Annotated in this window: 12 protein-coding genes; 11 read left to right on the top strand and 1 reads right to left on the bottom strand. The window is 62.0% G+C overall.

The window, feature by feature from the left end:
- Window positions 1–204: 204 nt before the first annotated feature.
- The 9 genes from AC559A_RS10665 (at window position 205) to AC559A_RS10705 (ending at window position 8,843) form a co-directional block, all read left to right on the top strand.
- Window positions 205–450, top strand: a complete 246-nt coding sequence (locus AC559A_RS10665; protein WP_498817910.1) for a hypothetical protein — start codon at window positions 205–207, stop codon at window positions 448–450.
- Complete coding sequence (locus AC559A_RS10670; protein ID WP_498817911.1) at window positions 447–860, top strand: type II toxin-antitoxin system VapC family toxin; 414 nt, start codon at window positions 447–449, stop codon at window positions 858–860. The genes AC559A_RS10665 and AC559A_RS10670 overlap by 4 nt, the downstream gene beginning before the upstream one ends.
- Before the next feature lie 31 nt (window positions 861–891).
- Window positions 892–2,121 carry a glycosyltransferase family 4 protein gene (locus AC559A_RS10675; protein ID WP_498817912.1) on the top strand — a complete coding sequence of 410 codons (1,230 nt, stop codon included), beginning with the start codon at window positions 892–894 and terminating at the stop codon, window positions 2,119–2,121.
- Window positions 2,122–2,197: 76 nt separating this feature from the next.
- A complete protein-coding gene (locus AC559A_RS10680) occupies window positions 2,198–3,868 on the top strand; it encodes an ATP-binding cassette domain-containing protein (protein WP_498817913.1) in 1,671 nt (556 codons plus the stop codon).
- A gap of 8 nt (window positions 3,869–3,876) precedes the next feature.
- A complete protein-coding gene (locus tag AC559A_RS10685) occupies window positions 3,877–5,154 on the top strand; it encodes an HlyD family type I secretion periplasmic adaptor subunit (protein ID WP_498817914.1) in 1,278 nt (425 codons plus the stop codon).
- Window positions 5,155–5,163: 9 nt separating this feature from the next.
- Window positions 5,164–6,129: a GlcNAc-transferase family protein gene (locus AC559A_RS10690; protein WP_498817915.1), complete on the top strand. Its 966-nt coding sequence runs from the start codon at window positions 5,164–5,166 to the stop codon at window positions 6,127–6,129.
- A 34-nt stretch (window positions 6,130–6,163) separates the two neighbouring features.
- The gene (locus AC559A_RS10695) at window positions 6,164–6,628 is read left to right on the top strand and encodes a Crp/Fnr family transcriptional regulator (protein WP_498817916.1); all 465 of its coding nucleotides are present in this window, start codon (window positions 6,164–6,166) and stop codon (window positions 6,626–6,628) included.
- A gap of 37 nt (window positions 6,629–6,665) precedes the next feature.
- A complete protein-coding gene (locus AC559A_RS10700) occupies window positions 6,666–7,541 on the top strand; it encodes a metal-dependent phosphohydrolase (RefSeq protein ID WP_498817917.1) in 876 nt (291 codons plus the stop codon).
- A 75-nt stretch (window positions 7,542–7,616) separates the two neighbouring features.
- Complete coding sequence (locus AC559A_RS10705; protein WP_498817918.1) at window positions 7,617–8,843, top strand: HD domain-containing phosphohydrolase; 1,227 nt, start codon at window positions 7,617–7,619, stop codon at window positions 8,841–8,843.
- Between the two features lie 6 nt (window positions 8,844–8,849).
- Here AC559A_RS10705 and AC559A_RS10710 read toward each other — a convergent pair whose 3' ends face one another.
- Window positions 8,850–10,550: a methyl-accepting chemotaxis protein gene (locus tag AC559A_RS10710; protein ID WP_498817919.1), complete on the bottom strand. Its 1,701-nt coding sequence runs from the start codon at window positions 10,548–10,550 to the stop codon at window positions 8,850–8,852.
- 303 nt (window positions 10,551–10,853) lie between these two features.
- Between AC559A_RS10710 and AC559A_RS10715 the strand changes: the two genes are divergently transcribed.
- Both AC559A_RS10715 and AC559A_RS10720 read left to right on the top strand, forming a co-directional pair.
- Entirely contained in the window at window positions 10,854–11,774 is a 921-nt protein-coding gene (locus AC559A_RS10715; RefSeq protein WP_498817920.1) for a biotin--[acetyl-CoA-carboxylase] ligase, read from the top strand.
- A 148-nt stretch (window positions 11,775–11,922) separates the two neighbouring features.
- Window positions 11,923–15,624, top strand: a complete 3,702-nt coding sequence (locus tag AC559A_RS10720) for a pyruvate carboxylase (protein ID WP_498817921.1) — start codon at window positions 11,923–11,925, stop codon at window positions 15,622–15,624.
- The last annotated feature ends 163 nt before the right edge of the window (window positions 15,625–15,787 follow it).

The following is a 15,787-nucleotide window of genomic DNA, read 5'->3' on the forward strand; positions in this document are numbered from 1 at the left end:
TTGCGGGCTACTCCTTGCTTCCTCAGGGAGCAAGGCAGTGCATACCCCTTTCAGGGGTGGCCTAAATCCTGGTCCTCTGGGCCAGGATTCTTTAATTTCAGTTGAATACCATTGCAGCAAGGGACATCTGGATATGCTTGACATGCTCATTGACACCCATGTTCATGCCTCGTAGTGTGATTCATAAAAATCAGGAGACGAATCATGCAGCAAGTCACTATCCGGGGCCTGGACCCTGCCGTGGAGAAAAAAATCCGCAGCATGGCCAAGCGTCGGCAAAAATCCATCAACCAGGTACTCAAGGAGACCATTCACACCTTTTTTCAGGAACAGAAGGCTCCCGCCTCGTCACTCCGGGAACTGGCAGGCGGGTGGAGCAGGGATGAGGTCCTTGAGTTTGAACGCGCCATGGAACCCTGCAACCAGATTGACGCTGAGATGTGGAAATGAGGCTTATTCTTGATACAAACGCCTATGTCGGTTTCAAACTGGGACATGAAAGCCTTGTCGCATGCCTGGTCCGGGCGGACTCGATCCTGATTTCCCCCATCGTGCTCGGCGAATTACTGTTCGGGTTCCGTGGCGGCACGCGACGGGACAAGAACATGGAAGAATTGCAACGCTTTCTGGACAATCCCGCCGTGGAGAGCATCCGGCTGACGGAAATCACGGCGGACAGGTATGCCAGGATAGCCCAACTGCTCAAAAAGCAAGGCACTCCGATCCCCTCCAACGACATCTGGATCGCCGCGCAAGCCATGGAAACCGGCGCGGAGCTGATCACCATGGATCGTCATTTCGAATATGTTCCCGGATTGGTTTTCACGCTCTTCACCCATCCGCCTGTTGCCGAGAGCTGAGTAAAACTCCGCTGGCGGCCTTTCATCTCCCGTGAACATCCTCTTCGTCCACCAGAACTTCCCCGGCCAGTATCTCCACCTGGCCCCGGCCCTGGCCGCGGACCCGCGCAATCAGGTTCTGGCTTTGAGCACCCGTACCGGAGTGTCCCTGCCCGGGGTGCGTATTCACACCTACCGGATCCCCAGACAACCCACTCCGAACATCCACCCCTGGCTGGCCGAGCAGGAGGTCAAGGTTCTCCGAGGCGAGGCCGTTGCCCGGGCGGCAATGGAGCTTCGCGGTCAGGGCTTTTCCCCGGACGTGATCTGCGTGCATCCGGGCTGGGGGGAGGCATTGTTTCTCAAGGACGTCTGGCCGGAGAGCAGAATGCTCGGGTTTTGCGAATTCTATTACCAGGCCAGGGGCGGGGACGTGGGTTTTGATCCGGAGTTTTCCGGCCCGCCGAGCGAGGAAGACCTGTTCCGGCTGCGTCTGAAGAACGCCCACAATTTGATCAGCCTGGACGCCGCCGACCTGGGCGTGGCCCCGACCAATTGGCAGCGCAGCCGCTATCCCAGGGAATATCAGGACAGGATCGAGGTCGTGTTCGACGGCATCGACACGGACGCGGTCCGCCCCAAGGCCAACGCGGTGGTGGGACTGCGGCGAGACGAGGTGAAGCTCACGAAAGACGACGAGGTGGTCACCTTCACGGCCCGCAACCTGGAGCCGTATCGTGGGGTTCACGTCTTCATGCGCGCCCTGCCCGACATATTGCGCAACCGGCCCAAGGCCAGAGCGATCATCATCGGCGGAGACGATGTCAGCTACGGCCGCAAGCCGCCGCCCGGGCAAACCTATCGGCGCATGCTTCTGGACGAGGTGGGCAAGGACCTGGACATGAGCCGGGTCCATTTCGTGGGCAAAGTGCCGTATCAGGTCTTTCTTGACGTCTTGCGCATCTCCTCGGTACACGTCTACCTAACCTACCCCTTCGTACTGTCCTGGTCCATGCTGGAGGCCATGAGCGCGGAATGTCTGGTCGTCGGCTCGGCCACCGCGCCGGTGCGGGAGGTGATCCGGCATGGTGAAAACGGACTGCTGGTGGATTTTTTCGATGTCCGGGGACTGGCCGACACGGTGGCTGAAGCGCTGGCGGACGGAGCGTCCTTTACGGCGCTGCGCCGGGCGGCCCGACGGACCGTCGTGGAACGATACGACCTGAAGACCGTTTGCCTGCCAAGGCATCTGGAACTTGTCCAGCTTCTGGCCGAGGGGTGAGGGGGCGGAGAGCGGGCCGTCGCCACAACTCACCGGAACAACCACACACGAGAGCACGCTGAATGAAGGGTGAACCGTGAAGGAACTGCTGGCCCGTCTGCGGGCGAAACCGCTCCTGGCCTTGGAGCTGCTCACGGCCTCGCTGTTCATCAACGTCCTGGCCCTGACCCCGCCGTTGTTCTTCATCCTGGTCTTCAACCGCTACGTCTCCAGCGGGTTCGACGGGACGCTGATCACCCTGAGCGTGGGCATGATCCTGGCGGTGCTGTTCAAGTCCGCCTTCACCCTGGCCCGGAACCGCCTGGCCGAGGATGTGGCCGGAGACCGTGAATCCCAGCGGCTGCACCAGGCCTTTGTGGCCGTGGTCCGCTCCAGGCCAGCTGCCCTGGCCCGGCTGCCCAAGACCCAGGTCATGGAGGCCGTCCAGGGGCCCCAGGCCCTGCAGGCCGCGTACTCCCCCCAGAACATCGGCGCGGTCCTGGACGCGCCCTTTGCCGTGCTCTCCGTGGGCCTGATCTTTCTGCTCAGCACGCAGCTGGGTCTGGCGACCCTGGCCGGTCTGGCCGTGACTGCCTTGTTTGGATTGCATGGGCTGTACGGGGCGCGCAAGCCGGCCAAGGAGCTCGGGGAAGCCGTGACGGCCGGACGGCACGTGGCGGCCCAGGCCCTGCAGGAGCCGGACACCGTGCGCGCCTTCGGGGGGCAGGATTTTCTGGTCCGGTCATGGAACGCCCATATGCGACGCATCCAGTCCTTGCGCGCATCCACGTTTCGCGTTGAAAGCGTTTCCCAAGCTGGGAGCGAGGCCGCCGGGTTGCTGATGCGCGCCGTGATCATCGCCCTGGGTGCCCGGCTTGTGGTCCAGGGTCAGCTCAGCGTGGGCGCGGTCATCGGGGCCTCGTTCCTGGCCGGGCTGCCCATGGGCGTCGTCTCACGGCTGATTCGCGCCCTCTCGGCCATGACTTCGGCCCAGGAGCAGACCGCCAAGCTCGGGCTTGTCGCTGGTTTGCCCCTGGAGCCGGATAAAGGGCTGGCCGTGGAATCCTGCAAGGGCCGCCTGGACTTCGTGGACCTGGCCTTTGCCTGGCCCCAGGCGCCGGGGCCGCTCTTTGAATCACTGTCCCTGAGCCTCGCGCCGGGAAACGTCCTGGTCGTGACCGGGCGCAACGGCTCGGGCAAGACCACCCTGGCCAGGCTGGTGGTCGGGCTGCTGACGCCCATCAGGGGGCAGATCATGGTCGACGGGCTGGATCTGCGCCAGGTCGCTCCGGCCTGGTGGCGCCGCCAACTCGTCTATCTGCCCCAGGAGCCGTCTTTCATGAACGTCTCCATCCGTGAGAACATCCGCATGGCCAATCCGGACATCACGGACGAAAACCTGCCGGGAATCATCGAACGCTCCGGGCTGCGACCATACTTGAACGCCCATCCCCAGGGGCTGGAGCAGATCCTCGCGGACGGCGGACGCCATCTTTCCCCAGGCGTCAGGCGGCGTCTGGCCCTGGCCCGGGCCCTGGCCGCGGACGGCCCGCTGGTCCTCCTGGACGACCCCACGGAGGCCCTGGACAAGGAAGGCTGCCGGACGATGCTCGACGTGATCAGAGACCTGGAGCAACGACAAAAGACGATCCTCATTTTCTCCAACGACATGCGCGTCCTGAACTTGGCCGGTCTGTTCCTGGACCTGAACATCAAGCCGGTGCCCAGGGTGACTCAGCCCGGCGCGGTCCAGGGTGGCGGCTCATGAGCGCATCGATGAACCATGACAACCTCACCGGCAACCGGACGCCGCGCCTCGTTTTGTGGCTGTGCGCCCTGGCGGTCACGGCATTTGCGGCGTGGGCCGCAATGTTCAGTCTGGACGTGGTCAGCGTGGCCGGCGGGCAGGTGATCCCGAGCAGTCGGGTCCAGGTGGTCCAGCACCTGGAGGGGGGGATCGTCCGGGAAATCCATGTCCGGGAAGGTGAGCGGGTGGGCCCGGGTCACCCCCTGGTTTCACTGGAGCAGATCCAGAGCGGAGCGGGGGTGGAGGAGCTGCAGAGCCGGATCACCGGGTTGCGGGTGGACATCGCGGTGCTGGAAGCCCAGGCCGCGAACACGACGCCCGTGTTTGACCGGGATCTGCTGGATCTGCATCCGGAACTCGTGGAGCAGGCCGAGTCGTTGTTCAGGGTCTCCGTGGCCAGGCACCAAAGCGACATTTCGGGCCAGACGGAGCTGATCCGCCAGCGGGAGCACGCCCTGGCCGAGATTTCCGCGCGCGTGCGCAATGCCCGGGAAAACCTGAAGCTGGTGGAGGAGCAGGTGGCCCTGAGCGAAGAGTTGCTCAAGGACAATTTGACCACGCAGCATCGTCATCTTGGGTACCTCCGCGAGGCCGGAGAACTGCGCGGCCGGATCGAAGAGGACGAGTCCGCCCTGGCCGCGGCCCGTTCCGCCCTGAACGAGGCCCGGGTCCGGCTGGAGCGGATGCGCAACGCCTACCAGGAGGACCTGGAGTCCCGGCTGAAAGAGGCCCGTCAGAAGAAGGAAGAAGCCTCGCAACGCTTGCCGCGGCTCGCGGACAGTCTGGATCGAACGGTGATCCGTTCCCCGGTGGAGGGCATCGTCAAAACGCTGCATGTCTCCACCCTGGGGGGAGTGGTCCTGCCCGGGCAGACCGTGGCGGACATCGTTCCGTCCGAAGACCGCCTGATCATCGAGGCGCAGCTGTCCATTCGGGACATCGGGTTTGTCCGGGAAGGGCAGGCCGCTGCCGTGCGTCTGGCTGGAAGCGATTCGGCCATATTCGGGAAGATCCACGGCAGCGTGATCCACGTGGCCCCGGATACCACCTCCGTTCCTGACGGCAGAGTGTTCTACCTAGTGCGGGTGGAGACGGAGCAGGACTATTTCCGTAGCGGGGATGCCCGCTATCATCTGTTTCCCGGGATGACCATGATGGTTTACATCCACACCGGAACCCGCACGGTGATGCAGTACCTGCTGGAGCCGTTCACCGCCCGGTTCGCCGGGGCCTTGCAGGAGCGGTGAGGTCGGGTCGTGGCGCTTGCCGAACCCAGGATTTTCGTCAGCATTCCGGCCTACCGGGATCCGGACTGCCTGAACACCGCACGGGATCTGTTCGCCAAGGCCGCGCACCCGGATCGCCTCGTGCTGGGGGTATGCTGGCAGTTTGATCCGGAGCATGATCCGCCGTATCTCGACGTGGGGGCGCGAAGCGGACAGGTTCGGCAGGTTCTGCTTCCAGCCCGGGACAGCCGCGGGCCGTGCTGGGCCCGGTCGCGCATCCAGCAGCTCTGGCAGGGAGAGGCGTATTATTTCCAGGTGGACAGCCACATGCGCTTCGTCCAGGGCTGGGACGAACTGCTCATCGAGACGCTGTACGCCTGCCGGAGCCCCAATCCGGTGCTCTCCACGTATCCCTTGCCCTTCACCCCTCCCGGCGATCTGGCCCCCGACGGCATCGTGGAGATCCGGCCCCGGCATTTCGACGACCAGGGCATCCTCCACCAACATTCGGCCCTGCTGGCCATGCCGGGAGAGTTACACCCGCCCTTTCCGGTCTGGCTGGTCAGCGCCGGGATGCTGTTCACTTTTGGCCGGGTGATCCGGGAAGTGCCCTATGATCCATGGCTGTACTTTCTCGGGGAGGAGATCAGCCTGGCCGTGCGCCTGTGGACCCACGGCTGGGATCTGTTCAACCCCAGTCGGGTCGTGGCCTATCACAACTACAACCAGAAAGGCGGTCGGGCCCGGCATTGGGAAGACGTGAATCGGTGGACGGAGATGAATAAACGCTCTATTGGCCGGTTGCGGCGGCTGTTCGGCTTGGTGGGGGGGCAGACGTCTGGTCATCCGCCCGGGGACGCTCTGGACGACGATCTGGGTCGCTACGGCCTGGGGGTACAGCGGAGCTTGGCGGAGTACGAGGCCGGCAGCGGGTTGATTTTCGGGAAGCGGACTTGGCACGGCAAAGATCTGTCGCGGGGCGACGCGGGAAAATGATGCGGTGGAGGCGGCATATTATCAAGGAGAAATTATGATGAGTGGAAGGCGACGGATCGTGGACATGCTGGAGTGGACCACCTGGGGCAAGGAGTTTTGCGGGGAGGATCTGGAGGCCATTTCCAGGTACATGTCGATTCAAACCTATGACAAAGGACAGCGGATTGTGGAGCAGGGGGAGGTTTCCCGGCACATGGCCTTTATCATCGAAGGGCAGGTGGATATTGTCAAACAGAGCAGCGACACGCTGGAGAAGGTCGTCGTGACCCTAAAGGCCGGAACCCATTTCGGCGAGATGGCATTCATCGACAGCCAGCCGCGTTCCGCCAGTGTTTTCGCCGGTTCGGACGTGACCCTGCTTTGGATGTCCGCGGAGAATTTCGAGCGGATACTGGAAGAGCATCCCCAGATCGGGATCACCATGCTCAAGCTGATCGCCCGCCTGCTCAGCCAGCGACTGCGCATGACCACCGGAAGGCTGGCCTACCTGAGAACCTGAGCCTTGAGTCGGCCAGGGAGATTAGAGCAGGGACGACATGGCACGCATCGCGAAAGAGATTTTCACCGTCAGGGGCACGGAGAACGTTGCCCGTGAAATCCGGAAGATTGTGTCCGACATGTACCCGGGACGGGCCTTCATGGACATCCCGGCCCTGGTGGCCGACGTGGCCGCGATTTTCGCCGGGACGTTCCCTGGCTACAGACACTGCACCACGGGCTACCACGACCTGTCCCACGCCCTGGACGTGACCCTGGCCGCGGCGCGCCTGCTGCACGGCATGAAGATCTCCGGAATGTCCGTGTCGAGGCGGGGCGCCGAGTGCGTGCTGTTCGCCGCGTTGTTTCACGATATCGGCTTCATCCAGGAGGCTTGGGATACGGAGGGTACCGGAGCCAGGTACGCCACGACCCACGTTCAGCGCGGCATCGTTTTTGCCGAGCGATACCTGGCCGCCCGGGACATCGGCGTGGATGCGGGGCAATGCGCCCGGATAATCCGGTTCACGGACCTCACTCCGGAGCACCAGCCTGAAACCGGCGATCAGGAGACGGACCTGCTGGGCAAGACCCTGGCCTCCGCGGATCTGATGGCCCAGATGGCCGACCGGGGCTACCTGCCCAAGCTCCCCCTCCTGTATGCCGAGTTCGTGGAGGGCGGGGTCGGCGGGTTTGCCGACGAGTACGACATGGTCCAAAAAACCCCGGGCTTCGCCGGGTTCGTCCGGGCCCGGCTGCGCGGGCCGCTGGGAAATCTCAGCCCCCTGGTCCGCCATCATTTCCGGGTCAGGTGGCAGGTGGACCAGGATTTGTACGCCATGTACCTGGAGCGAAACATGGCCGACCTTTTGGGAATCTTGCGAAAATGGGGGCCGGAGTATCGTTCGGCATTACAGGAAACCGACATGATGTGAGCGAATGCAGGGGCGCTGTTTTTCCTTTTCGGCGTACGTTCACAATTGACTATAATGGGGTAAGGAGAAAGCAGTATGAAGAGTTCCGGTCAGTGTGCGCTAGACGGCAACCTGGACCATATTCTGGACATTTTTACGTCCTTGCGAGAGCTGCGGGGCATGGACGCCATTCTGGACCGCATTCTGCTGGAAGCCAGGAGGATTTGCCGGGCCGAAGCAGGGTCGATTTTTCTCGTCAAGGGCGATCATCTCGTGTTCAGCATCGTGCATAACGATTTTTTGTTCAGCGCCCACGGAATCAACAAGCACCTCTATCTCAACGCCTCCCTGCCCATCAACGACCAATCCATTGCCGGATATTCGGCCAAGCACTCCGAAATATTGCGTCTGGACGACGTCTATGATCTGCCTGCCTCGTACCCCTTCAAATTCAACCCGGCCTTTGACAAGCAGAGCGGATACCATACCAAGTCCGTCCTTTCCCTGCCGCTGATCAATTTCCAGGGCCGCGTTTGCGCGGTGCTCCAGCTCATCAACTCCCTGGACCAGGACGGTAAAGCGGTTCCATTCTCCGAGGAGTCCGTCTCCTGCGTCTGCCTGCTGGCGAATCACGCCTCGGCCTGCATTGAAACCGGCATGACCACCAACGAATTGATCCTGCGGACCATCCGCATGTCCGAGTTGCGGGATCCGGCCGAGACCGGGCCGCATGTCCAGCGGGTGGGGGCGTATTCCGCGGAAATCTATCACCGCATGGCACAGGAGAGCGGACTGGATGCCTCGGAGATCAAGCGGCGCAAGGACTTGATCCGGGTGGCCGCCATGTTGCACGATGTGGGCAAGGTGGGCATTTCGGACGTTATCCTCAAGAAGCCCGGCAAGCTGACCGAATCGGAGTACGAGACCATGAAACGCCATACCTTGTATGGTGCGCACCTGTTCCGCAACGCGGCCTCGGAGCTGGATGTCATGGCCCGGGGTATCGCCCTGAACCACCATCAGCGCTTCGACGGCAAGGGCTACCCGGGCCGTGTGTCCAACATCGAGGGCATGGACGCCATGACCGTCGGGGTCATGGCGGGGGCGGACATCCCCCTGCCGGCCCGCATCGTGGCCCTGGCGGACGTGTTCGACGCCCTGATATCCAAACGAGCCTACAAGGAACCCTGGACCATGGGCATGGCCCTGGACGTGATCCGCGAGGAATCCGGGCGCCAGTTCGACCCCGAGGTCGTGAGCGCCTTCCTGTCGATTCTGGACGTCATTGAGGCCATTCGAGGCAAGTACCTGGAAGCGGAGTAGGCGTATTCAATTCAGCCGTACATCCGCGGCGATGACGCCCAGGACACGCCCTTCGGCGTCGCGGAAGGGGGTGGACACGGTGATGCAGGGTTCTCCAGAGGCTTGGGACGTGTAGACATTGGAGATGTAAGGGATGGGGGTGCGCATGGCCTCGGTGAACCAGGGGCGGGCGCTCCAGTCTTTGCCGAAGGCATTCCGGTCCGAGGAGGATTCCAGGCTCGGTCTGGGGATGTTCGCCGTGAGCTGGATGCCTTGGGCGTCGGTGATGTAGAGCAGTTCGAGAAAATTATTGCGGCAGACGGTTTCGCGCATCGTTGTTTCCATCGCCTTACGGTCCAGGGAGAGGACCTCCTTGGAGCGGGCCAGGGAGTCGACCAGCTCTTGCACGGCCCCTTTGCCGATCAACTCGAAGACCCTGGTCAGGGTGATCAGGTCCCGAACTCGGCGGGAGAGGTTGTCAATTTCAGAAAGGGAACGGCTCATGTCGTCCTGGGTGGTGGTGGAGATGGAGCTGACCTCGGTCAATGTCCTGGTAATCTCCTCGCTGGCCTTGGATTGCTGATGCACGGCCTCTGCGATGGATTGGGCTTGAAGGGCCGATTCCTGGGACAGATCGACGATTTCGGCCAAAGACGCTCCGGATTCGTTGGACAGAGCCACGGTCTTGTCCACCAGATCCATGGTTTCGCGGACCTCTTGGACCGCTTTTCGGACACGGGTTTGGATTGCCTGCACTTCATGCCCCACATCCTTGGTGGCGTTCATGGTTTTTTCGGCCAGCTTGCGCACCTCGTCGGCCACCACGGCGAAACCACGCCCGGCGTTCCCGGCCCGAGCCGCCTCGATGGCCGCGTTCAGGGCCAATAGGTTGGTCTGGTCCGCGATGTCCGAGATGACGTCCATGATCCCATCGATGGTTTCGGCCTGACGCCCCAGTTCGGCGATGGAGCCGGACAACTCGCCGCCCTTGTCGGCCACGGCCGTGACCGCGTCCAGGGTTTCCCGAACGATTCGCGCTCCGGCCTCTGCCCTGCTTCGGGCCTGGGATGAACTGGTTGAGGCGTCCCCCGCGTGGCGGGCCGCTTCCAGAATGGAGGCGTTCATCTGCTCCATGGCCGCGGCGGCTTCGATGGTGTGCCGCTGTTGACGCTGGGCGCCCTGGTCCGCCTGGTCCACGGCTGCTTTCAGTTTCTCGGCCTCCCGGGTGATCCCGCCTACCGATTCCCGAAGCACGTCCACGGCGGACCGAATGGTCCCGCAGCGGGCCTGTTCAGCCCCGGACAAGGTTTGGGACAGGGCTGTGCTTGTGGATTGCAGTTGCCCGGAAAGGGAGTGGCGCTTTGCGGTTTCCTGATGGTTACGCCGGACCACGTCTTGATAGGCCGACACAAGCCCGGCCAGTTCCCGCTCCAGGCCATCCAGGTTTGGAAAATGAATTGTTTCCGGTGAGTTCGGGGCGGACCCGGGTAGGTCGGCCTGTTCAGGGCGACCGGAAGTGTCCGTCGCGAGGCGCAGCAGATGGATGGCGCGTTGGACATTTTTGTCTCGACGATGGCCAAGGCCGAGGACAGCCCCCAGGCTGAGCAGGGCCGCCGGAATCAGAGCCCATCGAAGCTCTGCGAGGGTGGTCCCGTGAAGCAAGGAAAGGACGAGCAGGGCCAGAAAAATGCCGGCCAGGATCAATGTGAGCGAAAGATGTGATTTCATGGCTGTGTTTCAGTGACGACGCAGAGGTTTGATGGTGAACGACGCTCGTGACGCCAAGCACGAGAGAATCGTGCTTGGAGCGGAACATCGGAGGCGCGGAACACCCGGCTTGTTGGCACGAATACTGAGTGTTGCTTGAAATGTAAAACTGAGCATCGATAAGGCTAGATGGCATCGAATACATCTTGGAAAGCTGCTTTTCCTGGTTTTTGGTGGATTGGCTCGGTTTTTGGGGTGGTCTGTTTTGACGGAAATGGATTTTTCGCGGTTCTGTTGCCGTGAAGGCGAAGACAGGGGATGAGCATGGAGTCGTCGATTTTTTTGTTTTCAGAAAATATACCCGAACTGTTCCACGGCTCGACACCCGAGGGCATGGCTTCGGTCCATCCGCTTTGGGACCGGGCAATGCGGCAGTGGGGGCCGTGGCGCGAGGGGAGGGCGGCCCTTGATGACCCTGACGGCGGCGTTCTGGGGATCACGGGATGGACCGCCGATCGAAACGGGACGGGTAATGTCTTTTTGTGTCGAGACTGCTCATCGGCCTTTGACCTGGCCTGGAGGTTGAACAACTGGGGCTTGCTGGCGGAATGGGACGCAGTGATCGCCGTGACCCAGTGGACCGGGCGGGGGCAGGTTCGGCGGCCGTGGCAATCGCTGCCGGGCAATCTGCATGTGGTCTGGCGAACGCCGTTGGTTCCGAGCGACTGGGACGGTCTGACGTCCCTGGTTCCGGCCTGGCTTACGGCCCGGGTTCTTGGAAGCCTTGGCTGGGAGGTTCGGCTGAAGTGGCCCAATGATCTGGTCTGGAACGGGTGGAAGGTCGGCGGGATTCTGGCCGAGCAGCGCGGAGAAGCCGTGATGGTCGGACTGGGATTGAACCTGGCCGCGGCTCCGCCTCCGAACATGCTCCGGGATGGCGCGACGTTTCCGGCCGGGTCCATGGGCGGTCGAATCGGTCCGGCAACGTGCTGGGATCGGCTTGTTTCCCAGTACGAATCTTGGTACAGATACAACTTGCCCGTACTCCGGCCCGAGCATTTCGCCGAGGCCTTTTCGGACGTTCTGCTGTGGAAAGGACGCTCCGTTGTCGTCGCGGACCACGACGAGGGCCATGCCGAACTCCGCGGGGTGGTGCTGGGATTGGCCGCTGACGGTGGCTTGCTGCTTTCCGTGGACGGTCAGGTGCGCCGAATCGCCTCCGGGGAGATTCGGCCCCTTGCGTAAGATTAAGGATGTGGGGGCTAGGAAAGTTGAACTGGAAAGTGGGGCGGGAGAGGGTAACGGCGAAACCGGTTTTTCTCACGCGACCAGGTCCGCAGGTTGCGACACCAGGACTATAATGAAACCGCACAACCGAGGAAAGGGATGATTGATGGCAACGAAGACATTTGAGCAAGTGGCCAGGGAAATTGAAGGAAAGCCGATTCTCGTGGCGAACCGGGGCATTCCGGCCCGGCGGATCGTCCGCTCCATTCAGGAGGTTTTTCACGCCATACCGATCATGACGGCCACGGACGTGGACAAGACCGCGCCGTTCACCGCCGGGGCCCAGGAATTGTTGCTGCTGGGGGAGAATCCTCGGGCGTATCTGGACATCGATCTGATCATCCGCAAGGCCAAGGCCCGCGGCGTGATCGCCATTCATCCCGGCTGGGGCTTCGCTTCCGAGGATCAATCCTTTCCGGAGAAATGCGCCGCCGCCGGGATCACCTTCATCGGGCCTCCGCCGGAAGCCATGCACTTGCTCGGCAATAAGGTCGAGGTCCGGAAGCTGGCCAAAAGGCTGGGTGTCCCGGTGGTTCCCGGCTCCGACGGTGCGGTGAGCGTGGCTGAGGCCAGAGAGATCGCTTATTCCTTGGGGTTCCCGGTGATGCTCAAAGCCGAGGGTGGCGGCGGCGGGCGGGGCATCTACGAGGTCTTCAAGCCCGAGCAGTTGGAACGGGCCTTTGCCAAAGCCTCGGCCCTGGCCGAGGCCTCCTTCGGCAACCCCCGGCTGTACGTGGAGAAGCTGCTGACCTCGGTGCGGCATATTGAAATTCAGATCGTGGCGGACCAGTACGGAAACTCCCACGCCCTGGACGAACGGGACTGCACGGTGCAACGCAACCATCAGAAGCTGGTGGAAATAACTCCCTCGCCTTGGCCGAAGTTTACCCCGGAACTGCGGGAACGGTTGAAGAAATACGCCTGCGAGCTGTCCACCAGCGTGGGCTATTACTCGCTGGCCACCGTGGAATTCCTCCTGGATGAGAACGCGACCCCCTATTTGATTGAGGTGAACACCCGCTTGCAGGTGGAGCACGGCATCACCGAGTGCCGCTACGGGATCGACCTGGTTGAGGAGCAGATCGCCATCGCCTTCGGGGCCAAGTTGCGCTTTTCCAAAAAGACCACCCTGCCGTCCAACCATGCCATGCAGGTGCGCATCAACTGCGAAGACCCGCAGCAGAATTTTTCACCCAACTCCGGGACACTCACCCGGTATATCTCCCCGGGCAGTCAGGGCATCCGCGTGGATTCCTGCGTTTCCGTGGGCTATGAGTTCCCGGCCCAGTACGATTCCGCGGCCTCGCTGCTCATCGCCTATGGCCGCGACTGGGAAAAGATTCTGGGTATCATGAGCCGGGCCCTGCGGGAATACATCGTCGGCGGGGTGAAGACGACCATCCCGTTTCACCGTCAGATCATGCTCCACCCTGAATTCCGGTCCGGCGACTACGACACCAATTTTATCGCCAAAACCCCGGAACTCCTGGAATACGTGGACAAGGAGCCCCAGGCCCTGCGCCTTTCCCGCCTGGTGGCCGAGATTTCCGCCCACGGCCACAACCCCTACGTCCAACTCGGCGAATACCGGGGCCGACATGACAAGCGCGTGGGCCGGTTCTCGCCGGTGCTGCCGCATATCGACTTCGAGGCCCATAAGCCCGCCTATCCTCGCGGAGACCGGTTGGCTCTTCTGGACTACATCCGGGATTCCGGGCTGGTCCACTTCGTGGACACCACCACCCGCGACCTGACCCAGTCCAACAGCGGCAATCGTTTCCGGCTGGCCGAGGACCGGCTGATCGGGCCGTACCTGGACAACTGCGGCTTCTTCTCCCTGGAAAACGGCGGCGGGGCCCACTACCACGTGGCCATGCTGGCCAACATGACCTACCCCTTCACCGAGGCCATGGAGTGGAACCAGTTCGCGCCCAAGACCATGAAGCAGATCCTGATCCGCTCCACCAACGTTTTGGGGTATAAGCCGCAATCCAAAAACGTGATGCGCTTGACCGGGGAAATGGTCTGCGAGCACTACCACGTGATTCGCTGTTTCGACTTCCTGAACCACATCGAAAACATGCGTCCCTTCGCCGAAGTGGTGTTGAACTCCCGTGAGCATATCTTCGAACCGGCCATTTCGATGTCTTGGGCCCAGGGGTTCGACGTCCCGCATTATCTGGGCGTGGTGGAGGAAATCCTGGACATGGTTTCCGGGGTCACGGGCATGGACCGGACCAAGGCCACCCGGCATTTTGCCCTGGGCTTGAAGGACATGGCCGGGGTCTGCCCGCCGCGGTTCATGCGGGAGTTGGTGGGGGCGATTCGCGGCAAATATCCCGAGCTGGTGATCCATTATCACCGCCACTACACCGACGGCCTCTTCGTTCCCGCGGTGGGCGCGGCGGCCCAGGCCGGGGCGCATATCGTGGACGTGGGCATCGGCGCGGCGGTGCGCTGGTACGGCCAGGGCGAGGTACTGTCCACGGCTGCCTACCTGGAAGACGAACTGGGACTGAAGACCAACTTGAACAAGGAGATGATCCGGACCTGCGGCTTCGTGCTCAAGCAGATCATGCCTTACTACGACCGCTACACCGCGCCGTATTTCCAGGGTATCGACCACGACGTGGTGGAGCACGCCATGCCGGGCGGGGCGACGTCTTCTTCCCAGGAAGGGGCGATGAAGCAGGGCTACATTCACCTGCTGCCGTACATGCTCAAATTCCTGGCCGGGACGCGCAAGATCGTCCGGTACCACGACGTCACGCCCGGATCTCAGGTTACGTGGAATACGGCGTTTCTGGCCGTGACCGGGGCGTTCAAGCAGGGCGGCGAGCGGGCCGTGCGGCGGATGCTCCAGGTGTTGGAAGCCGTGACCACCATTCCGGAGGCTGAACTGTCTGACGATATTCGTCGGGCCCGCCTGGAGCTGTACGTGCACAGCAATGACGCGTTTCGTAATCTACTGCTGGGCAAGTTCGGGCGGCTGCCCCTGGGTTTTCCGGCGGACTGGGTCTACGAGAGCGCCTTTGGTCCGGACTATCGCAAGGCCCTGGCTCAGCGCGTGGAAGCCTCTCCGTTGGACAACATCGCCGACGTGGACCTGGAGATGGAACGTCAAACCCTATCCACGCATATCCAGCGCGACCCCTCGCATGAAGAGTTCGTCAATTATCTGAACCACCCCGGCGACGCCCTGAAGACCATCGAATTCCGGCAGCGCTTCGGCGACCCGAACCAACTTCCCTTGGACGTCTGGTTCGAGGGGCTGGAACCCGGACAGGAGATGCAGTTCCTGGACAGCGACGGCAAGCCCCGTACCATGATGATTTTGGACATTTCCCGCCCGGACGCCCAGGGTGTGAGCGTGATCCGTTATACCCTGGACTCGGAATTTCTCACGCACCAGGTCAAGGTCGCCGAGGCTTCGGGCAAGGTCCTGGAAGGATTGGAGATGGCCGTTCCAGGCAACCCTTACCATGTCGGATCACCCTGCAACGGCGACCTTTGGGTGATGCACGTCAAGCCCGGGGATGTGGTCCATCAAGGCGAGGAACTGTTTAACATTTCCGTCATGAAACAGGAGAAGTCGATCCTTTCCCCGGTTCACGGTCAGGTGAAGCGCATCCTGAAATTCGCCAACTACACCGAGGATCGCAAGATGGTTCCGGTCCGCGAGGGCGAGTTGCTGGTGGAGCTCAGCGACATGCCTCGTCTGTGCGGTGGATGTTCCTGCCCTCTGCCTCCTTTAGACGAGGTGAACTTTTGCCCGTCCTGCGGCCATCAACACGGTCAGGAAGGCTGACCGGCAAAGCATCACGCGGATTGACTTCGAGTTATTTGAAACGCTAAGTGTACACCGGTATTTGCTTGTTGAGATCGTTCGGAGATTTTCACGACATGAATGCCATGGAAACCGACTGCCCTTTCCCCGGGATGAAGTTGCCGCCCGTAAAGCCGGACGTGCC

Source organism: Desulfonatronum zhilinae (assembly GCF_900182865.1).
GTDB lineage: Bacteria > Desulfobacterota > Desulfovibrionia > Desulfovibrionales > Desulfonatronaceae > Desulfonatronum > Desulfonatronum lacustre.